The sequence below is a fragment of the Streptomyces sp. NPDC026538 genome (genome assembly GCF_055567535.1).
In genome coordinates, this window is sequence record NZ_JBVHQG010000009.1 from 111848 (window position 1) to 132317 (window position 20470).

At 71.6% G+C, this 20470-nt stretch carries 20 protein-coding genes; 12 read left to right on the top strand and 8 right to left on the bottom strand.

Annotated elements, in window-relative coordinates:
• Positions 1-2: 2 nt before the first annotated feature.
• Both ACZ4N4_RS32000 and ACZ4N4_RS32005 read right to left on the bottom strand, forming a co-directional pair.
• Complete coding sequence (locus ACZ4N4_RS32000; protein WP_467595342.1) at positions 3-1409, bottom strand: tetratricopeptide repeat protein; 1407 nt, start codon at positions 1407-1409, stop codon at positions 3-5.
• Positions 1410-1615: 206 nt separating this feature from the next.
• Positions 1616-3139 (bottom strand): DUF4331 domain-containing protein, encoded by a 1524-nt coding sequence (locus tag ACZ4N4_RS32005; protein WP_467595345.1) that lies wholly within the window; start codon positions 3137-3139, stop codon positions 1616-1618.
• A 206-nt stretch (positions 3140-3345) separates the two neighbouring features.
• Between ACZ4N4_RS32005 and ACZ4N4_RS32010 the strand changes: the two genes are divergently transcribed.
• From ACZ4N4_RS32010 to ACZ4N4_RS32020, 3 genes are all read left to right on the top strand, one after another.
• Positions 3346-3888 (top strand): sigma-70 family RNA polymerase sigma factor, encoded by a 543-nt coding sequence (locus ACZ4N4_RS32010; protein ID WP_358915503.1) that lies wholly within the window; start codon positions 3346-3348, stop codon positions 3886-3888.
• Positions 3885-4688, top strand: a complete 804-nt coding sequence (locus ACZ4N4_RS32015; RefSeq protein WP_467595347.1) for an anti-sigma factor — start codon at positions 3885-3887, stop codon at positions 4686-4688. The genes ACZ4N4_RS32010 and ACZ4N4_RS32015 overlap by 4 nt, the downstream gene beginning before the upstream one ends.
• Positions 4689-4814: 126 nt before the next feature.
• Positions 4815-5087: a hypothetical protein gene (locus tag ACZ4N4_RS32020; RefSeq protein ID WP_450758657.1), complete on the top strand. Its 273-nt coding sequence runs from the start codon at positions 4815-4817 to the stop codon at positions 5085-5087.
• Positions 5088-5102: 15 nt separating this feature from the next.
• Here the strand turns inward: ACZ4N4_RS32020 and ACZ4N4_RS32025 are convergent, their stop codons facing one another.
• The 3 genes from ACZ4N4_RS32025 to ACZ4N4_RS32035 form a co-directional block, all read right to left on the bottom strand.
• Positions 5103-6299, bottom strand: coding sequence for a CaiB/BaiF CoA transferase family protein (locus ACZ4N4_RS32025; RefSeq protein WP_467595350.1), 1197 nt, complete (start codon positions 6297-6299; stop codon positions 5103-5105).
• Positions 6300-6476: 177 nt separating this feature from the next.
• Positions 6477-7253 (bottom strand): ABC transporter permease, encoded by a 777-nt coding sequence (locus ACZ4N4_RS32030; protein ID WP_467595352.1) that lies wholly within the window; start codon positions 7251-7253, stop codon positions 6477-6479.
• Positions 7250-8185 (bottom strand): ATP-binding cassette domain-containing protein, encoded by a 936-nt coding sequence (locus tag ACZ4N4_RS32035; RefSeq protein ID WP_467595355.1) that lies wholly within the window; start codon positions 8183-8185, stop codon positions 7250-7252. The genes ACZ4N4_RS32030 and ACZ4N4_RS32035 overlap by 4 nt, the downstream gene beginning before the upstream one ends.
• A gap of 63 nt (positions 8186-8248) precedes the next feature.
• On the opposite strand from ACZ4N4_RS32035, the gene ACZ4N4_RS32040 reads away from it, so the two are divergent.
• Positions 8249-8959 (top strand): TetR/AcrR family transcriptional regulator, encoded by a 711-nt coding sequence (locus tag ACZ4N4_RS32040; RefSeq protein ID WP_453574914.1) that lies wholly within the window; start codon positions 8249-8251, stop codon positions 8957-8959.
• A gap of 76 nt (positions 8960-9035) precedes the next feature.
• On the opposite strand, the gene ACZ4N4_RS32045 is transcribed toward ACZ4N4_RS32040, so the two are convergent.
• The 3 genes from ACZ4N4_RS32045 to hmgA are packed head-to-tail and all read right to left on the bottom strand — an operon-like array spanning position 9036 to position 12331.
• Positions 9036-10187, bottom strand: coding sequence for a type ISP restriction/modification enzyme (locus tag ACZ4N4_RS32045; protein WP_467595360.1), 1152 nt, complete (start codon positions 10185-10187; stop codon positions 9036-9038).
• A 12-nt stretch (positions 10188-10199) separates the two neighbouring features.
• On the bottom strand, positions 10200-10949 hold the full coding sequence (locus tag ACZ4N4_RS32050) for a GntR family transcriptional regulator (protein WP_453574918.1): 750 nt from the start codon (positions 10947-10949) through the stop codon (positions 10200-10202).
• 26 nt (positions 10950-10975) lie between these two features.
• A complete protein-coding gene (gene hmgA / locus ACZ4N4_RS32055) occupies positions 10976-12331 on the bottom strand; it encodes a homogentisate 1,2-dioxygenase (RefSeq protein WP_467595363.1) in 1356 nt (451 codons plus the stop codon).
• A gap of 157 nt (positions 12332-12488) precedes the next feature.
• On the opposite strand from hmgA, the gene ACZ4N4_RS32060 reads away from it, so the two are divergent.
• From ACZ4N4_RS32060 to ACZ4N4_RS32095, 8 genes are all read left to right on the top strand, one after another.
• Positions 12489-13172, top strand: a complete 684-nt coding sequence (locus ACZ4N4_RS32060) for a hypothetical protein (RefSeq protein WP_467595365.1) — start codon at positions 12489-12491, stop codon at positions 13170-13172.
• Between the two features lie 64 nt (positions 13173-13236).
• Positions 13237-13854, top strand: coding sequence for a TetR/AcrR family transcriptional regulator (locus tag ACZ4N4_RS32065; protein WP_467595368.1), 618 nt, complete (start codon positions 13237-13239; stop codon positions 13852-13854).
• A 261-nt stretch (positions 13855-14115) separates the two neighbouring features.
• On the top strand, positions 14116-15552 hold the full coding sequence (locus ACZ4N4_RS32070; RefSeq protein ID WP_467595371.1) for a CitMHS family transporter: 1437 nt from the start codon (positions 14116-14118) through the stop codon (positions 15550-15552).
• A gap of 23 nt (positions 15553-15575) precedes the next feature.
• Positions 15576-16820, top strand: a complete 1245-nt coding sequence (locus ACZ4N4_RS32075) for an MFS transporter (protein ID WP_467595374.1) — start codon at positions 15576-15578, stop codon at positions 16818-16820.
• Between the two features lie 101 nt (positions 16821-16921).
• Complete coding sequence (locus tag ACZ4N4_RS32080; RefSeq protein ID WP_467595377.1) at positions 16922-17683, top strand: hypothetical protein; 762 nt, start codon at positions 16922-16924, stop codon at positions 17681-17683.
• Positions 17670-18326 carry a class F sortase gene (locus tag ACZ4N4_RS32085; RefSeq protein WP_453574932.1) on the top strand — a complete coding sequence of 219 codons (657 nt, stop codon included), beginning with the start codon at positions 17670-17672 and terminating at the stop codon, positions 18324-18326. Before ACZ4N4_RS32080 ends, ACZ4N4_RS32085 begins: the two co-directional genes overlap by 14 nt.
• Before the next feature lie 190 nt (positions 18327-18516).
• Positions 18517-18969: a DUF3574 domain-containing protein gene (locus ACZ4N4_RS32090; protein ID WP_467595380.1), complete on the top strand. Its 453-nt coding sequence runs from the start codon at positions 18517-18519 to the stop codon at positions 18967-18969.
• Between the two features lie 102 nt (positions 18970-19071).
• Positions 19072-20460: an aldehyde dehydrogenase family protein gene (locus tag ACZ4N4_RS32095; RefSeq protein WP_467595383.1), complete on the top strand. Its 1389-nt coding sequence runs from the start codon at positions 19072-19074 to the stop codon at positions 20458-20460.
• Positions 20461-20470 lie beyond the last annotated feature (10 nt).

Consider the following 20470-nt stretch of genomic DNA (forward strand, 5'->3'; position numbering starts at 1 on the left):
GTTCACCTCGAGGCCTCCAGCGCCTTGCGGGCCGTACGGGCGCCCAGCGGGGAGAAGCCGGGGTTGAGCGTGAGGGCCTTGGTGAGGGCCGCCCGGCCGGCCGCCTTGTCGCCGTCTGCCATCTCGATCATGCCCAGGTGGTAGCTGAAGGAGGCGTTGCGGTAGCCGGTGGCGGTGGCCCGACGGGCGTACGGCAGCGCTTCCTTGTCCTTGCCGTTGACGTGCAGCGCCCAGGCCAGCGCGTCCGCCGTGTGCACGGTGTGGCGGCGGGCCCACTCGGCGCGGGCGGCCTTCAGTGCCTCGGCCTTGTTGCCGTGGTCGGCGGCGGCGAGCGCGGTGTCGAGGTCGGCGTTGACGCCGTTGGCACGGGCCAGCGCGATCCAGGCCTCGACGAGCGCGTACTGGTCCTCGGCCTTCGCCCTGTCGCCCTTGGCGTTCCGGTCCTCGTACAACTCGCCGAGCTCCACGAGCGGTTGGGGCAGTGGATAGCGGGAGACGACCAGCTCCATGCCCTTGATGGCGGCGGCCCGGTCGCCGCTCGCCGCCTGGGCGCGGGCCCGGCCCTCCAGTGCGGGGAGGTAGTTCTCGTCGGCGGTCAGCGCGCGGGCGTAGTAGTCGAGCGCGCTCTTGTAGTCGCCCTGGTTCCAGGCGAGCAGGCCGAGCTGCGCGGCCACGTAGGCGATGTCGCCCTTCGAGGTGGCCGTGGACAGCGCCTGCTGCAGCACCTGCCGGGCCGTCCGCACGTCACCCCGCAGCTCCCGCACATACGCGTACCGGGTGAACACCGGTACGCCCGGCTTGCGTCGGTCGGCCAGGTCGGCCGCCTTCGCCGCGTCGGCGTAGCGGCCGAGTTCGACCAGGGCGTCGATACGGGAGGACAGGGCACCGGCGTTGTACGGGTTCTGCTCGAGGGCCCGGTCCGCGTAGGTGAGCGCCGGGGCGAACTGGTGCCGGGCGGCGGCCAGCGCGGCCTGGCCGGCCAGCGCCTGGTCGTTGTCCGGGGTGATCCGGAGCGCGCGCTCGAGGGCCTTCTCGGCCTGCGGGTAGCGGGACGGATCGCCCTTGGTACGCGCCTGCTCGACATAGGCGAGGCCCAGGGTGGCCCAGCTGTCGGAGTCCTTCGGCTGGGTGCGGAGATGGGCCTGGAGGGAGGCGATGCTGGTGTCGAGATCCCCGCTCGCGAGCAGCGCCGGTGACACGGCACTCGACGCGGCCATCGGCGTACCGCCGTTCCCGGACGCCCCGAAGGCGATCGCTCCACCGGTCAGCGCGATGGCCAACAGCACTGCGGAACCCGCGAGTTGAGCCCGCCGCCAGTTCCGCCCCGCGGCGGCGAAGCGGCGCAGGGCGGTGACCCGCTCGTCGTCCTTCGGCTCGGCGGGCTGCTTGTCGTTCGTACCCGGGGCCATGCCCTCTCCTCATAGGTGTCGCATGGGGGTGGCGCGGCCCGCTGCCGTGGGGGATTGAGTGGGAAGCGGGCCGCGCCAGTCAATGGGTTGCATGCAGCGCCCGGTAAGGGGCGCGGGACTGCGTTGGAGATGCGGCTACCGCCGCGTGTGCGCGACCAGCCACAACCGGGCCCGCAGTCACCCCACTACCTGAGTCGCGACGGCGATCAGTACGGCCGCTGCATCCGACGGCGCCACCAGCCGAACGCGGTGCCGATCAGCAGGACGCCCGCCGCACCCGCGGCCGCGGACCCGGCGATCAGCGTCGTGTTGCTGCTGTCGGAGCTGGTCAGGGCGTCGCCCAGGGCGCTCTTCGTGCTGCTCCCGGCCGCCTTGGCGAGCGCGCCGCGCGAACCGGACGTCGGTTCGGCCACATACGGGAAGTACTTCTCGAAGCCCTTGTCGTTCTTGTCGACCGCGTCGCCCAGGTCGTTCTTGGAACCGACCAGTTCGCCCTCGACGACCTGCAGTGCCTCGTCGATCACGTCGTCGGTGAGCCGGCGCCCGTTCGGGAAGCCCGCGTTGTCACCGTCCAGGACACCGAGCCGCTTGGGCTTCGCGGTGGGCTTGATGGACGTGTTCAGGCGGAGCATCTCCGACGGCGTCGCGTACGGCTGCTCCTGGTTGAGACCCTTGACGCCCTTGAGGAACACGTCCACGAGGTCGTTGCGGGGCTCGGACGGCGCCTTGATGTTGTAGATCGCCTGGATGAGCTTCGGCAGTTCCGGGTTGGTCACGTTCTTCAGGAACTGGCCGTCGTCCTTGGGCTGGGACGCGTTGAACTTGTCCTTGTCCTTCTGCGGGTTGACGACCTCGTTGACCAGCGGGTTGCCGAGGCGCGAGACCTGCGCGTAGTAGCCCTGCGCGTTCCTGCGCTGGGTCGTCGCGTAGATGCCGACGGTCGGACGCGACGCCGACTGCCGGATCAGGGAGTTCGGCACCTGGAGGGCGATCGTGTTGACGTTGTAGCCCTTGAGGGTGTCCCGGCCGACCTCGCTGAGGTTGCCGCCGTACAGCAGGTCGAAGACGCGCAGGTCGGCGAAGAACGGGTCGTCCGCCTGACCGGCGAAGGTCGCGCCGCCGTTCGACGTCTTGTAGATGGCCTGGGAGCGCAGCTTCGCGTAGTTCGGCATCGACGCCTTGCCGACGTCCGACGGGGCCGCCGGGATGTCGTCGGCGACCTTCGTCTTGTACTGCTCCTTCCCCTTCTTCAGCTTGATGAGGTCGATGTCGTACGACTGCGTGACGTTCAGGTCGGGGTCGGTCAGGTTGTCGACCACCCCCGTGTTGTAGAGGAACGTCTTCTTGTTCTTGATCTGGGTGTGGAAGGTGTAGCGGAAGATCAGGTCGTCCAGCGCGTCACCGTTGTTGTCGATGTGGATGTCGTACTGGGCGTCATCCGCGAACTGGTAGAAGTTCGGGCCGCCGGCCGGTTCCTCGAAGGGGATGTAGTCCGACACGATCGTCGTCGTGTCGGGCTTGTCCGGGCTGACGAACGCGTACAGGTCGGTGTTGTCGTACTGGGGGGTGCCCGAGATGAGCGGGGCTTCCCGGTGGGAGGAGGCGGAGGCCGCTCCCGGTTCCAGCGCGGCGACGCTGGCGGCTGTGATCCCGCCGGTGGCCAGTGCCCCACAGATGAGCGAGACAAGGCCCTTGCGCCCCGCGCCACTCCTGGAGATTAGAGGTGTCATGCCGTCCGTCCCTCGGTCCCAACTTGCTTGACGGACGGGTATACGGAGCAGGAGGGCCGTTTGGATTGGTCCGAAGAAAAAAATCTTTTCTTCCTGCTCGACCCGCGTTTTCGCCTCCCGCATACGTACTTCTGCCGGAGGTGCGTCAGTTGCCAATGCCTGGTGTGGAAGGACGGGCCGGGTGCGGCCACAGAAGGGGGAACGGGGTGGAGGCGGACGAACTGCTGGTGCTCGTCGCGGCCGGCGACCAGAAAGCGTTCGAGGACCTCTACGGACTGGTGTCCGGTCCGGTGTTCGGACTCGTACGACGTGTGGTGCGCGACCCCGCCCAGTCCGAGGAGGTGGCCCAGGAGGTGCTCCTCGAACTCTGGCGTTCCGCACCCAAGTTCGACCCGGGCCGGGGCAGTGCCCTCTCCTGGATCCTCACCCTCGCCCACCGCCGCGCCGTCGACCGGGTGCGCAGCGCCCGCGCGGCCGGCGAACGCGAACAGCGCGAGGCGCTGCGTGCGGGCGAACCGGCCTTCGACCAGGTCGCCGAGGAGGTGGAGGCGGGCCTGGAGCGCGAATGGGTACGCCGCTGCCTGGACCGGCTCACCGCACTCCAGCGCCAGTCGGTCACCCTCGCCTACTACGACGGCTACACGTACCGTGAGGTGGCCGAGCGGCTCAAACTGCCGCTGGGCACGGTCAAGACACGGATGCGCGACGGACTCACCCGGCTGCGCGACTGCCTGGGAGGTGCCGCATGAGCCTGGTCGGCCGCCTGCTGCACCGCGAGGACCTGCATTCGCTGGCCGCGCCCTACGCCCTGGACGCCCTGGAGCCCGGCGAACGGCGCCGCTTCCAGAAGCACCTGGGGGACTGCGACCGGTGCGCCGCCGAGGTCCGGGCGCTGACCGAGGACGCGGTACGGCTGGCCTGGTCCACGGCCGCCCCGCCGCCCCTCGCGATGCGTGACCGGGTCCTGGCCGCCGTACGCGCCACCCCGCAGGCACCGGCTGCCGCCCGCGAGCACGTTCCCAACCTGCCGCCGCATGTCTGGGGCGGGCAGCCCCCGCCGCCGCGCAGACGGCGGCGTCCCCTGTTCGTGCCGTTCGCCACCGCCACCGCGGCCGCCGCGCTGGTCGTCGCCTCCCTCTTCGCGGTGCAGGCCGGCCGGACCCAGGACCAACTGGACGCGGAGCGGGCCCAGTCGCGTGACATCGCCCACGTTCTGGCCGCGACCGACGCCCGTGCGACCAGCGGCAAGGACGCCCAGGGCCGAAGTATCGGCGCGGTGGTCTCCGCGTCGGAGGGGCGGGCCGTCGTCACGCTCAGCGGATACGCTGGCCTGCCGAAGGGCCGCGTGCATCAGCTCTGGCTGATGCGCCCCCATGTGCAACCGCGCTCCCTCGGGCTTTTCAAGGCCGACACGCCCCTGGTCGCCACCGGTCTCGACAAGTCCGCCACGTCACTCGCCGTAACCGTCGAGCCCGTCGGCGGCTCGGCGCAGCCCACCAGCCAGCCGGTTGTCCAACTCGCCCTGAAATCGGTCGGATTCGGAGAGTAGTCGAAGAGGGGTCGTCAACAGCCTTGCGGGGAAGGTGAATCCTGTGACCGCGATACACGAGTGCCCCATCGGGGCGATAGGGTTACCCTGCCCGGGCCGGGTGGACTCGTACGGGTGGGGAGTGACATGGATCAGATAACACGCAGCAGGGCGAGGGTTCCTGCGATCACCTGCGGGAGCGGCGCCACCAGTTCGCGCCTCGACCGCCATCTGTCGGTGCTGGCGGGTCCCGCCATACCGCAGCAGCAGGCGGTCGAGGCGACGTCGCTGATGCGTGAGCTGACCGCGCGTGAACCCGCGCGGCGCAGCGACCGGGGTGCGCGGGTCAGCCGTGTCTCCCTCTTCGCACCACTGCGTCGACTGCGCCGTTCGCTCTTCGGCGGCAGCGACAAGCACTGACCGTCAGGCTCGCGCTCAGGCAGCCACACCGTCCCGGCGCAGCGCTGCTGTCTCGGCGTCCGTCATCCCCACGGCGCGCAGCAGCGCCTCGGTGTGCTGTCCGAGCGCGGGCACGTCACCCATCCGTGCCTCGTCCCCGCCGGGCAGCGTGATGGGCGGCAGCAACGCGCGCAGCGGCCCGACCGGCGACCCCACCTCCCGCCACCGCTCCCGGGCCGCCAGCTGCGGATGCTCCGCCAACTCGTGCAGGTCCCGCAGCCGCGCGCACGCGATGCCCGCGGCTTCCAGGCGCGCCACCGCCTCGTCGGTGCCGACCGATCCGAGGGCCGTCGCGACCAGCTCGTCGGTCCGCGCCCGGTTCGCCACCCGTGCGGCGTTCGTCGCGAACGCCGGATCCGAACCCAACTCCGGCCGCCCGATCACCTGTTCGGCGAGTCGCCGCCACTCCCGGTCGTTCTGCACCGACAGCAGCACCCGCCCGCCGTCCCCGGTCGGGTAGGCGTCGTACGGCGCGATCACCGCGTGCGCCAGGCCGGTGCGCTCCGGCGGGGTCCCGCCGTGCAGGGTGTGATGGAGCGGATGCCCCATCCACTCGGCGAGCGCGTCCAGCATGGACACCTCCACCGGCCCGCCCCGGCCGGTCGTCCCGCGCCGCACCAGCGCCGCGAGGACGCCCGAGAAGGCGTACATGCCCGCCGCGATGTCCGCCGCCGGGATCCCGGCCTTCACCGGCTGCTCCGGCGTCCCGGTGACCGACACCAGCCCCGCCTCGCACTGCACGAGCATGTCGTACGCGCGTTTGCCGGCGTACGGTCCTGACGCGCCGTATCCGGACACGTCCACGGCGACCAGGCGCGGGTGCGCGGCACACAGCGTGGCCGCGTCGAGGCCGAGCCGGGCGGCGGCCCCCTGCGCGAGGTTCTGCACGAAGACGTCCGCGTCCGCGACGAGTCGTCGCACGACGTCCAGTCCGCGTGGGTCCTTCAGATCCAGCGCGATGGACTCCTTGCCCCGGTTGCACCACACGAAGTGCGAGGCGAGCCCGCGGGCGGTGGTGTCGTAGCCGCGCGCGAAGTCGCCGCCGTCGATCCGCTCGACCTTGATGACCCTGGCCCCCAGATCGGCGAGCTGCCGGGTGGCGAAGGGCGCGGCCACGGCCTGTTCGACGGCGACGACGGTGATGCCCTCCAGGGGCAGCGGGAGACGGTCCATGGGCTGGATCATGACCCGCGACCGGCGGTTCTGTCAGCAGCGCCGCCACGGGCCGGGGCCGTCGGCCGCGCCCTTGCCGGCGGGTCGGTCGGCCGGGCCGCTGCCGCGGGGTCGGTCGGCGGCGCCGGTGCTGCCGGGTCGGTCGGCGGGTCGGTGCTGTCGGTACCGCGGGTTGTGTCAGCCGCGGCCGTACCGCCGTACGGCCAGCGGGAGGAAGACGGCGATCAGGAGCGCGCTCCAGGCGACCGAGCCCGCGACCGGGTGGGCCACCGGCCAGGCGGCGCCCTCGGGGACGGGCGCGTTGCCGAAGAGGTCGCGCAGGGCCGTCGTCACCGCGCTGATCGGGTTCCACTCGGCCGCCGTGCGCAGCCAGCCCGGGAGGTTGCCGGTGGGGATGTAGGCGTTGGAGAGCAGCGGCAGGACGAAGGACGCCGCGCCGAGCTGACCCGCGGCCTCCTCGCTGCGGCTGAGCAGACCGAGGAAGACGCCGACGGACGTGCAGGCGAACCGGAACAGGAGCAGCAGCCCCACCGCGCCGACGGCCGCGACCGCCGATCCCTCGACGCGCCAGCCCACGGCGAGGCCCACCAGGAGCAGGGGCACGGTACCCGCCGTGGTGACGACGAGATCGGCCACGGCCTGCCCCAGCGGTACGGCGGCCCGGCTCACCGGCATGGTCCGGAAGCGGTCCGTCACACCCCGGTGGGTGTCCTGGGCGGCCTGGAACATCCCGGTCATCACCCCGCCGGCCGCGGTCGCCACCAGCAGCCCCGGCACGAGGAACGAGCGGTACTCCGGGCCCGGCATCGCCAGCGCGCTGCCGAAGACGTAGCCGAAGAACAGCAGCATGTTGACCGGCATCATCTGGGTGAGGACCACCAGACCCGGGCTGTTGCGGACCCGGCGCAGCTGCCGGCCCACCATCGCCGCACCGTCGTACGCGAGCGCGCTCATGCGGGACTTCCCGTCAGTCGGAGGAAAACGTCGTCCAGGGTCGGCGGTCTGAGGCTCGCGTCGAGCAACCGCACCTCCGCCGCGTCGAGTTCGCGTACCAGCCGGGGGAGGGTGAGCGTCGGGTCGGTGGTGAGGGCGCCGACGGTGTGCCGGTCGTGGTCGAACCGCGGCTCGGTCCCGGTGAGGTGGTCGAGAACGGCGGCGGCCTTGGCCAGCGCGTCCGGATCGGCTACCACCGCCTCCGCGTACCAGCCGATGAGCGCCTTGAGTTCGGCGGGGGTGCCGGTCTGCGCCACCCGGCCCCCGTCCATCAGCACGATGTCGTCGGCGAGTCGGTCGGCCTCCTCCAGGTGCTGCGTGGTCAGCAGCACGGTCGTACCGTCGGCCGCCAGCTCCCGCACCGCGTCCCAGACGCCGTTCCTGCTGGCCGGGTCGAGGCCGGTGGTGGGCTCGTCGAGGAACAGCACCTCGGGCCGGCGGACCAGGCTCGCCGCGAGGTCGAGGCGCCGGCGCATACCGCCCGAGTAGGTGGCCGCCTTGCGGTCGGCGGCCTCGGCGAGGCCGAAGCGGTCGAGCAGTTCGGCCGCCCGGTCGTTCGGCCCCCGCACCCGGTGCAGCCGGGCGAACAGGCGCAGGTTCTCGCGTCCGGTGAGATCGCCGTCGACCGAGGCGTACTGCCCCGTGACGCCGATGCTGCGGCGCACGGCCGCCGCCTCCCGGACGAGGTCGTGCCCCGCGATGCGGGCGGAGCCCGCGTCCGGCCGCAGGAGCGTGGTCAACAGCCGTACGGCCGTCGTCTTCCCCGCCCCGTTCGGCCCGAGCAGTCCGCAGACCGAGCCCCGCCGGACGGCCAGATCGAGGCCGCGCAGGGCGTGCACAGCGCCGAAGCGCTTCTCCAGACCCTCACTAAGTACAGCGTACGTAGTATCCATGGGTCGACCATAGCGCACTACGTACGGTGTACGTAACTAGCATGGTGGGCGAGGTGATGACCGATGTCAGTCCGAGGGGCCGAACCCGAGGTGATCTGGGCCCGCCCCGAACGGGCGGGACGGGGGCCGAGGCCCGCGTTCACGCGTGCCGACGTCGCGGCGGCCGCGGTGCGGATCGCCGATGCGGAGGGGCTGGACGCCGTGTCGATGCGGCACGTGGCGGCCGCGCTGGGGTGCGGGACGATGTCCCTGTACAACTACGTCCCCCGCAAGGAGGACTTGTACGAGCTGATGGTTGACGCGGTCGGCGCGGAGCACGAGCTGTGGGAGCCGACGGGGGACTGGCGGGCCGACATGGTGCGGGTCGCCGAGCAGACGCGGGAGCTGATGTACCGGCATCCCTGGATGCCACGTCTCATGTCACCGGTCTATGGGTTCAGCCCCCACGCCCTGCGGTATCTGGAGCACTGTCTGGCCTGCCTGGATCCGCTGGACGCTCCGTACGGGACGAAGCTGGAGCTGATCGCCATGGTGAACGGCGTGGTGACCACCTATGTGCGGAACGAACTCGACACGGCCGAGCGGGCCCGGAGTCTGCCGTGGTCCAAGGAGCAGGAGAACGCGGTGCGGATCGCCTATCTCGGGGGGCAGATCGCCTCGGGGGCGTATCCGCGGATGGCCGCGGCGTTCGCGGAGGACGCGGGGCCGATCGATCTGGAGGGGGTCTTCCGGCGGGCGCTGGGGAGGGTTCTGGACGGGTTCGCGTCGTCGTAGGCCGCGGGTGGGTGAGGCTGGTCGCACCCACGCGGCGGTAGCCGCATGTCGCATGCGGCCCCGCCCCCTGGGTGACTCACAGCAAGGTCAGTTGACCCGCCGGGCCTTCTTCCGTGTGCTCCAGGATCGACGCTGGTTTCCGGGCTGCCTCCGGGGGTGGGAGCAGGCCGGCTGTCGTCAGGTCCGTGGCCGTGATCTGTGACTCGATCTCCCACTCGGCTCGCTGGGCGCGCACGTCCGCCAGCAAGGTCAGGACCGTGATCAGCTCCAGCAGATCCGACGTCCATGACTGGGGCCAGGCCCGCGGGACGATCGCCGCCAGCGTTCCCGGTTCCGCCGAGGCCGTCCGTGCCGCGAACCACGCCTCCAGGATCTTCACGTCACCCATCGCGAACTCCCACGCCTGGGGCGGTACCGGCGAGACGCGGCCCTCGTCGATGTGCAGGGTCTCCTCCTGCGGGTCATAGCGGATGGTGAGCGGGCGGGAGGGGAGCGGGGCGCGCACGTAGGGACGGCGGCCGCCCGGGAGCTTCGGGCGTTCGCCGTCGCGGCGCAGCAGCCACAGGGCCCGGTGGCCCAACCGCACGCCCCGTGACCAGAGATCGGGGTCGTCGGTGAGCGGGACCGTGTGGTCGGGACGGATCGTCGCCAGGGCCCAGGCCAGGACGTCCGGCGGGGCGGGAGCGACGCCCAGGCGGTCGGCGAGGTGCCCCAGCAGGCCCGGTGCCAGGTTCGGTTCCGCGCCGCCCGGGCGGCGGTACAGCGGGCGGACGCGGCCGGCGCGAAGGGTGGGCAGCAGGGAGGTCGCCAGCAGCGGCATGCCCTCCGCCGACTCCACCGCGAAGATCTGGTGGCCGTCCGCCACACGCCACAACTCCGGTCGGGCCGTGTCGATGAGGCGGTGGTCCGGGACGAGCCACTGTTCGTCGAACGGAGCGGACAGCACGCGGACCGGATCCGCGCACGGGCCCGAGGCCTGCGCCAGCCGCTCCGTGCCGGTCGGCTGCCCGGGCAGCTGGGGCACGGCCGAGTGGACCGTGCGGGCGCGCGTCGGTTCGAACAGGGTCTCGCGGTCGGGGCCCTCGGCCTTGAGGAGGGCGTCCCAGCGGGCCTTGAGGGTCGCCGGATCGGGGGCCGTCGGCCACCCTCGGCCGAGCCGTAGTGGTGCGACGGACCACGGCATGAGGTCCGCAAGCAGCGGAGCGTCGTCGTGCGTCACGCCCGGCATCGTACGACGAGTTCAGGTGGCGTCGAGGGTGACCGTGAAGGAGAAACGGTCGCCCCGGTAGTGGATGACCGCCAGGTCCAGGACCCGGCCGGCGGTGTCGTAGGTGACCCCCGTGTAGTGCAGGATCGGGCTGAGGAGGGGGACCTGGAGCAGCCGGGCCGTCTCCGGGTCGGCCAGCCGGGCCTCGACCGTGTCCGTGATACGGCTGATGTCCGCGCCGACCACGTCGCGCAGCACCTTGGTCATGGGCTGCCTGGCCAGGTCCTCCGGGTCGATGCGTCCGGCCAGTTCGGGGCGGACGTGGTTGCGGGCGTGATTGGTCGGCTCACCGGTCTGTTCGTCGCTGCGCAGGCGGTGGTACGTCGCCACCACGTCGAGATCCGGGAAGTACTCGGAGAGTTCGCCCGTCACGGGTGCCGTGCCGTGGTCCAGCAGCTCGGCCGTCATGCCGGACTGCTGGGCCACGATCGCGTCCACCGAGCCGAGGAGCCGTACCGGGGTACCCCGCCGGGCGTCCGGTTCGATGAAGGTGCCCCGGCGGCGGTGCCGGCTGATCAGGCCCTCGTCCTCCAGTTCCTTCAGCGCCTGCCGCATGGTCAGCACGCTCACGCCGAAGTGCTCCGCCAGCTGTTCCTCGGTGGGCAGCCGGAGCGGGTCCCGGGGCGAGCGGCCGAGTATCGAGGCACGCAGCGACTGCGACACCTGGTACCAGAGCGGCAGCTTGCGGTTCAGGACGATCGAGTCCGGGGCGAAGGAGGTCACGGGCCATCCGTACCGGTAGGGGATCTTCAGTGCAAGGGCCGGAAGTGACGTTCCATGCCCTGCCACACGTCGTCGTAGCGCTGTTGCAGGTGCTCGGCGGTCGCCGCCTGCGGGGTGAGCGTCACCGGCCAGCGGGTCTCGAACATGAAGGCGAGGCCGTCGTCGATCTTCTGCGGACGCAGGTCGGCCGTGCTCGCCCGGTCGAACGTCTCCCGGTCCGGGCCGTGTGCCGACATCATGTTGTGCAGGGAGCCGCCGCCGGGCACGAAGCCCTCCGCCTTCGCGTCGTAGGCGCCCTCGACCAGGCCCATGTACTCGCTCATCACGTTCCGGTGGAAGTACGGGGGCCGGAAGGTGTTCTCGCCGACCAGCCAGCGTGGGGCGAAGACCACGAAGTCGACGCCCGCCAGGCCGGGAGTGTCCGACGGGGACGTCAGCACCGTGAAGATCGACGGGTCGGGGTGGTCGTACGAGATGCTGCCGATCACATTGAAACGGTGGAGATCGTAGAGGTAGGGCACATGTGTGCCGTGCCAGGCGACCACGTCCAGGGGGGAGTGGTCATATGTGGCGGTCCACAGGTGGCCGCAGAACTTGTTGACCACCTCCACCGGGCCCTCCACGTCCTCGTAGGCGGCCACGGGGGCCTGGAAGTCACGGGCGTTGGCGAGGCCGTTGGCACCGATCGGGCCCAGATCGGGGAGGCGGAACGGCGAGCCGTAGTTCTCGCACACATACCCCCGGGCCGTGGCATCCAGCAGTTCCACACGGAAGCGGACCCCACGGGGGATCAGCGCCACCTGTCCCGGCTCCACATGCAGCAGGCCGAACTCCGTGCGCAACAGCACCCCGCCGCGCTCCGGGACGATCAGCAGTTCGCCGTCCGAGTCCGAGAAGACCCGCTCCATCGAGGAGTTGGCGTGATAGAGGTGCACGGCCATACCGGTGCGCTGGGTCGCGTCGCCGTTGCCGCCGAGGGTCCACAGGCCCGCGAGGAAGTCCGTACCGGGCGCCGGCTCCGGCAGCGGGTTCCAGCGCAGCCGGTTCGGGTCCGGGGCGACGTCCGTGAAGGGGCCGGTGCGCAGCGCCCCGTCGCCGGCGGCCCGGGTGAACGCCGGGTGGGCGGCCGAGGGGCGGATCCGGTACAGCCAGGAGCGGCGGTTGCTGGCCCGCGGCTCGGTGAAGGCCGTACCGCTGAGCTGCTCCGCGTACAGGCCGAGGGGGGCGCGCTGCGGGGAGTTGCGGCCCTCGGGCAGGGCGCCCGGCACCGCCTCCGAGGAGTGCTCGTTGCCGAACCCCGAGAGATATGTCAGTCCCTCGGCGGTCTTCCGCGCTCCCTCACGCTCGAACACGCTCGCGCGGGAGGTGCCCCCATCGCTCATGATCGCTCCCTGGGCCGGTGCCTGCCTGATTCCTATGTATCACCGTAGGATTGAGTCGGGGCGGGTGCAAGAGGGCCGGGATCATCCCAGCGGGGTACGGCGAGAACCCGACTTCAGGGGGATCCGGTCTCCGGCGCGCTGTTCTACGCTCCCGGGCATGTCGTGGACGCGTGGACTGCCGGGCGCGCTCGCGGTCTGCGTGCTGCTGCTGGTCGCGGCGGCGGGGTGCGCGACCGGGGAGGCGCACGAGCAACGGGAGACGGGGTCGCCCTCACCGGTGGGCAAGATCCTGGACGACACGGACGAGGGCGGACGCCACTACCGGGAGATCGACAAGAAGCAGGCGCCCGAGGTGGACACGGTGGTCACGCCCGACCGCGCCGGAGGCTGGGACGTACGGCTCGACGTGCACCGCTTCCGCTTGTCCCGGACCGGCACCGCGGCCCGCGCGGTCGCCGGGCACGGCCTCGCCTACCTCTTCGTGGACGGCGGCCTCGTGACCCGGCTGCGCACCCCCGCGTACCACCTCCCCGCCAGGCTCGTCCCGCACGGCACCCACCACATCACCGCCCGGCTCTACGCGGACGACGGCACGGTGTGGGCCGTACACGGCAAACCCGTCGAGAGCACGGCGGACGTCACGGCGTCGGGTGCGGAGACGGCAAAGGCGACACCGACCGCCGCACCGAAACCGGCACGGACGGCCACGCCGACGTCGATGGCCACGCCGACATCGGCACGGTCAGCCGCGCCGACGCCGACGGCCGGTCTTCCGGACGCAGGGGCTTCCCCCACGCACCCGGGTGCCGCGGCCGGCGACGGCGGCACACCGTCCGGATGAGTGCATGGGCCATCCGTCTCCGTACTGGGGGGCGAGGTTCACCTGCTCCCTGCGGAAAGGCATCATGAAGCCCGTGCCCCCAGCGCCCTCGCTACGCAAAGCTCCCGTCCAGCGCCGCAGTGCGGAACGGCTGACCAGGATTCTCGACGCCTGCGCCGACCTCCTCGACGAGGTGGGCTACGAGGAGCTGAGCACCCGGACCGTCGCGGTGCGCGCCGGGGTGCCCATCGGCTCGGTCTACCGCTTCTTCGGCAACAAACGGCAGATGGTCGACGCTCTCGCCCAGCGCAACCTGGACCGCTACACCGAGCGCGTCGCCGAGCGGCTGAAGGACGCGCCGAAGGGCGACTGGCGGGCGGCGATGGACGCGGTGCTGGACGAGTACCTGGCGATGAAGCGCACCGCCCCCGGCTTCTCGCTCGTCGACTTCGGCAACCAGATCCCGGTCGGCGCCCGCCACGCCGAACCCAATCGCAGGGTCGCCGACCGCCTCACCGACCTGCTCTCCGACTACATCGGCCGCGCCCCGGACGAGGACCTGCGCCGCACGTTCCTGGTGGCCGTGGAGACCGCCGACACCCTGGTCCATCTGTCCTTCCGGATGAACCCGGAGGGCGACGAGACGATCATCACGGAGGCCCGGGAGCTGCTGCGGGCCTATCTGGCACGGGTGCTGGACTGAGTCCGACTCCTGGGCCCGATTCCGGGGCCCGACTCCTGGGCCCGATTCCGGGGCCCGACTCCTGGGCCCGATCCCGGGGCCCGACTCCGCTGCCGACGGAGCGCCCAGAGGCGCCACCCCGGTCGCCACACCCTCGTGACCTGGAGTTTTGCGCTTATTGCTCGCGTGTCAACGTCTTGTTAACGACGTTTGACGCGACCTAACGTCATCGGACCGCCGGCCCTGGTGGGAGTTCAAGGGCGAACGTTAGGTGTTCCACTCATGCTGACCATCCTCGGCTTCACCATGATCGCGACCTTCCTGGTCCTGATCATGCTGAAGAAGATGTCGCCGATCGCGGCACTCGTGCTGATCCCCGCGCTGTTCTGTGTGTTCGTCGGCAAGGGGGCCAAGCTCGGTGACTACGTCATCGACGGCGTCACCAGCCTCGCGCCCACCGCGGCGATGCTCATGTTCGCGATCGTCTACTTCGGCGTGATGATCGACGTGGGCCTCTTCGACCCGATCGTCAAGGGGATCCTGAAGTTCTGCAAGGCCGACCCGCTGCGGATCGTCGTCGGTACGGCCCTGCTCGCCGCCATCGTCTCCCTCGACGGCGACGGTTCCACCACCTTCATGATCACCGTCTCGGCGATGTACCCGCTGTACAAGCGCCTGAAGATGAGCCTGGTCGTGATGACCGGGGTGGCCGCGATGGCCAACGGCGTGATGAACACGCTGCCCTGGGGCGGACCGACGGCACGTGCGGCGACCGCGCTGAAACTGGACGCCAGTGACATCTTCGTGCCGATGATCCCGGCGCTCGCCGTCGGGCTGGTCTTCGTGATGGCCCTCGCCTACGTCCTCGGCCGCCGTGAGCGCAACCGGCTCGGTGTGCTGACGCTGGAGGAGGCGCTGGTCGAGGAGAAGGAGCGGGCAACGGAGACCGTGCTGGTCGGTGCGGGTACCGGTACGGGCGTGGGAGCCGACTCGGGCAAGTCCGCGGTGCGCGGCGGCGGCACCGGCCCCGGCACCGCCTCCGGCTCCGAGGCGGACCGGCCGGCGGAGGACGACGGCTTCCAGGGCCTCGACCCGCACCGCGAGACCCTGCGCCCCGGGCTGTACTGGTTCAACGCGCTGCTCACGGTCGCCCTGCTCACCTCCATGATCATGGAGTGGCTGCCGATCCCGGTGCTGTTCCTGCTCGGCGCCGCACTCGCGCTGACCGTCAACTTCCCGCAGATGCCCGCCCAGAAGGCCCGCCTCGCCGCCCACGCCGAGAACGTCCTCAACGTCTCCGGCATGGTCTTCGCCGCCGCCGTCTTCACCGGCGTCCTCCAGGGCACCGGCATGGTCGACCACATGGCCACCTGGCTCGTCGACAACATCCCCGACGGCATGGGCCCGCACCTGGCCCTCGTCACCGGCGTACTCAGCATCCCGCTCACGTACTTCATGTCGAACGACGGCTTCTACTTCGGCATCCTCCCGGTCCTCGCCGAGGCCGGCCAGGCGCACGGGGTCTCCTCCGTGGAGATCGCCCGCGCCTCGATCATCGGCCAGCCGCTGCACATGTCGAGCCCCCTGGTGCCCGCCGTCTACGTCTTGGTCGGGATGGCCAAGGTCGAGTTCGGCGACCACACCCGCTTCGTCGTCAAGTGGGCCGCGCTCACCTCACTCGTGGTGCTCGGGGCGGGCATTCTGTTCGGCATCATCTGACCCACCGCACGGAGGACTTCACCATGGCGCCCGGCAGGAACCGCGGCTGGCTGCTCCGCCTCGTCATCGCCTTCGGCTTCGCGCAGGGCGCGGTGTCGATGGCCCGGCCCGCCGTCTCCTACCGGGCGCTCGCGCTCGGCGCCGACGAACGGGCCGTCGGTGTCATCGCCGGTGTCTACGCCCTGCTCCCGCTCTTCGCCGCCGTACCGCTCGGCCGTCGCACCGACCACGGCCGCTGCGCGCCGCTGCTGCCGGTCGGCGTGGTGCTGATAGCCGGCGGCTGTGCGCTCAGCGGCCTCGCGAACTCCCTCTGGGCGATGGCCCTGTGGAGCGGGGTGATGGGCCTCGGCCATCTCTGCTTCGTGATCGGCGCGCAGTCGCTGGTGGCCCGGCAGTCGGCCCCGCACGAACAGGACCGCAACTTCGGCCACTTCACCATCGGCGCGTCGCTGGGCCAGCTGATCGGGCCGATCGCCGCGGGTGCGCTGATCGGCGGCCCCGACATGGCGGGCAGCAGCGCGCTCGCCCTCGTCGTGGCGGGTGCGGGGGCGGCGGTCGCGTTCAGTTCGCTGTGGCGCGTCGAGGACCGTACGGCGGTGACGTCCCGTCCCGAGCCGGGCGGGCGCGTCCCGGTGGGCGGCATCCTGCGCGCCCGGGGCGTCCCGGCGGGCATGCTGGTCAGCCTGTCGGTCCTGTCCGCGACCGACATCCTCACCGCGTACCTCCCGGTGGTCGGCGAGCACCGGGGCATCGCACCGGCGGTGATCGGCGTCCTGCTCAGTGTCCGGGCGGGGGCGACGATCGCGTGCCGGCTGGTTCTCACGCCGTTGCTGCGACTGCTCGGCCGGCCGCTCCTGCTGACCGTGACGTGCGTCCTGGCGGCCGTGCTGTGCGCGGGGATCGCGCTGCCGGTCCCGGTGTGGGTGCTGGCCCTGATGCTTGCCGCGCTCGGCTTCTGCCTGGGGGTCGGGCAGCCGCTGTCGATGACGACGGTCGTCCAGGCCGCGCCCGAGGGTGCCCGGTCCACGGCGCTCGCCCTGCGGCTGACCGGCAACCGCCTGGGCCAGGTGGCCGCGCCGGCCGGGGCGGGGCTGGTGGCGGGGGTGGCCGGAGTGGCCGCTCCGTTCGTGATGCTGGGCGCGTTGTTGCTGGTCTCGGCTGGGGTGGCGGTGCGCTCGCCGGCGGCGGCGGGGCGGTCCGGGGGCGGCGGTCCGGCGCCGCGTCCGCGGCGCAGGGGTCCGGCGTTGCGCCGCACGAGCGATATCTGACGGCGCGTCGAATGTCGATGCCACGGGCCGTGGAGTGCATGGGTGACAGTCCAGACGAAAGGTCGATTTGTATGAAAATCGTCTAACTCGGAGGAGCTTGCATGCCCACGCTCACACTGCCACGCGCCGCCGGTCCCCGTGCGGGCGCAACCGTCGTCCTCACCGCCCTCGCCGCGGCGGGCGCGTCGTGGGTGGCGGCGCCGAACGCGGCGGCCGTAGGGGAGAACGGCGACATCAGGATCCACCGGGTGGGCGTGCCCTTCGGCGTGTCGAAGGACGACCCGGTGGTCTGCAGGTTCTATCTCGACGCCGTCAACTTCGACGTCCTCCCCGGTATCGCCTACACCATCACGCCACAGCCCCCGTTGCCCACCGCCGCCACCGTCGCCGGCACCATCCAGCTCGCCGGAGGTGCCGGGCACACCGATCCGCTGGGGCTGGCGGACGGACAGTACAAGCTCTCGTGGACCGTGTCCGGCGCGTTGAAGGAGAAGGTCTTCCGGCTCAACTGCCATGACGGCAAGCAGGACGGGGCGCAGGGCCAGAACGGTCCGAACGGGCAGAACGACCAGAACGGCCACAACGAGCAGGGCGGTCCGAACGGGCGGAACGAGCAGGGCGGTCCGAACGGGCAGGGCGGTCCCAACGGGCAGATCGAGGACACCCAGCGGGGCGACGCGGCCTGGACGCAGGGTGACGACCACGGCGGCCCGCAGGGCGGTGTGCACGCGGGTGGCGGCGGCCTCGCCGACACGGCGGCCGCGTTCTCGCCGGTGGCCGCGGCCACGGCCGTGGGCCTGGTCGCGGCCAGTGGTGTGGTGTACGTCCGGCTGATCCGCCGTCGGCCCCATGGCGCCGCGTAGGCGCAGACGCAGGCCCTGGTACCGGACCCGCGCCTACCGCCTCGCCAGGACGGCCCTGCTGGCGATCATCCTGGTGACCGTGGTCCGGTACTGGGGGTCCGACGGGCCGGACGGGTCGGACGCCCTGGCGGCGGCCGGCCCGGGCGCGGGCCGGGACGGGTCCGACGGGCCCCCGCCCCGCCCGCTGCCCCGGTCCCGGCCGACGTCGATGCGCATCCCGTTCCTGGGCGTCGACGCGCCGGTCATCGGGGTCCGGGTCGACAGGGAACGGCAGTTGGAGACACCGCCGGTCGACGACCCGAAGCTGATCGGCTGGTTCCAGGGCGGCGCCACGCCGGGGGAGTCCGGCCTCGCGGTCGCCGTCGGCCACCGTGACACCAGGACGGGGCCCGCCGTCTTCGCGGCGCTCGCCCAGGTGAAGCCCGGCAAGCGGATCGAGGCCGGGCGCGCGGACGGCCGTACCGCCGTGTACACCGTGGACCGGGTGAAGGTCTATGACAAGGCCGGTTTCCCGAGCAAAGAGGTGTACGGCACGACCCGGCGTCCCGAACTCCGCGTCATCACCTGCGGTGGCCTCTTCAGCCGGAGGACGGGCTACACCAGCAACGTGGTGGTCTTCGCCCACCTGACCGCGACGCAGTGACCGGGCGGTGCGGGCGGCCGCCCGCACCGCCCGGCCGCTGCGGCCTCCGTCGAATACGGTCCGCCACGCCGTCAGGCTGGTCGCGCGGATCTCCACGCCCCCGGCGGGGCGGCGCTGATGTTCGACCTGGATGAGTGAACCCCGGCTGGAATCCGGGACTTGAGAGGGGCAAACCCCCTAAGAAGGGGGCATGCGTACTCATTCGCTCCGTAACCGGTCGGCCCTTGCGCTGGCCGGAGTTCTGCTGGCCGGCACCCCTGCTGCGTACACGGCGTTGGCCGACGACCGGCCCGCGGCCGTGCCGGTGCGCGGAAAGGCCTACGTCGAGACCCGGCTCTTCTTCGGCACCGCCCGGCCGGCCGGCGGCCCGGCCGTCACCGACCGGCAGTTCACGGCCTTCGTCGACAAGGAGGTCACCCCGGACTTCCCCGACGGACTGACCGTGCAGAGCGGGCACGGGCAGTGGCGGGACGCGCACGGCGCGATCGAGAAAGAGCGGTCGTACGAGCTGACCCTGCTGTATCCGGAGTCGGCGGCGAAGCGCGGCGACCGGAAGATCGAGGAGATCCGGCGGGCCTACGAGAAGGCCTTCGCCCAGGAAAGTGTGGGGCGGGTGGACGAACGCGCCCAGGTCGACTTCTGATGGTCCTGCCACGCACGTGTCTCCGGCGCCGACCCCTGGTGCCAAAAAACTATCGCCGCTAGTTTGTGAGTCGGAGACCCAGCCCCGCCGGGAGGAAGCAGCATGAAGGCACACGACGGCCTGTACATCGACGGCGCCTGGCGCGCCGCCGAGAGCCAGGACGTGATCGAGGTCGTGAACCCGGTCGACGAGCAGGTCATCGGCCAGGTCCCGGCGGGCGGCGCGCTGGACGTCGACACCGCCGTACGCGCCGCCCGTGCCGCCCTCCCGGCCTGGGCCGCCACCCCGCCCGCCGAGCGGGCCGCCCGGCTCGGCGCGCTCCGCGACGCCCTGGCGGCCCGCCAGGACGAGATCGCCGAGACGGTCACCGCGGAGCTGGGCTCGCCGCTGCAGTTCTCGCAGGCCGTGCACGCGGGGCTGCCGATCGCGGTCGCCGGCTCGTACGCCGAACTGGCCGCGACCCATCTCTTCGAGGAGAAGGTCGGCAACTCGACCGTCCACCAGGAGCCGGTCGGCGTGGTCGGCGCGATCACGCCCTGGAACTACCCGTTGCACCAGATCGTCGCCAAGGTCGCCCCGGCGCTCGCCGCCGGCTGCACGGTCGTACTCAAACCCGCCGAGGACACCCCGCTCACCGCCCAGCTGTTCGCGGAGACGGTGGCCGAGGCCGGCTTCCCGGCCGGTGTGTTCAACCTGGTCACCGGCCTCGGCCCGGTCGCCGGGCAGGCCCTCGCCGAGCACCCGGGGGTCGACCTGGTCTCCTTCACCGGCTCCACGGCCGTCGGCAAGCAGATCGGCGCGGTGGCCGGTGCGGCCGTGAAGAAGGTGGCCCTCGAACTGGGCGGCAAGTCCGCGAACGTCATCCTGCCGAGTGCTGATCTCGCCAAGGCCGTCAACGTCGGGGTGGCCAACGTGATGGCCAACTCCGGCCAGACGTGCAGCGCCTGGACGCGGATGCTGGTGCACACCGACCAGTACGCGCAGGCGGTGGAGCTGGCGGCCGCCGCTGCCGCCAAGTACGGGGACCGGATCGGGCCGGTCGTCAGCGCCAAGCAGCAGGCACGGGTGCGCGGTTACATCGAGAAGGGGATCGCGGAGGGCGCCCGGCTGGTCGCCGGCGGGGCCGAGTCCCCGCGCGAGCAGGGTTACTTCGTCAGCCCGACCGTACTCGCGGACGTCACCCCGGAGATGACCGTCGCCCAGGAGGAGATCTTCGGCCCGGTGCTGTCGATCCTGCGTTACGTGGACGAGGAGGACGCGCTCAGAATCGCCAACGGCACCGTCTACGGGCTCGCGGGCGCCGTCTGGGCCGGGGACGAGGCGGAGGCGGTGGCCTTCGCCCGGCGCATGGACACCGGGCAGGTCGACATCAACGGCGGCCGCTTCAACCCCCTCGCGCCGTTCGGCGGATACAAGCAGTCGGGCGTCGGCCGGGAACTCGGCGCGCACGGCCTCGCCGAGTACCTCCAGACCAAGTCCCTCCAGTTCTGAGGAGGTTGCT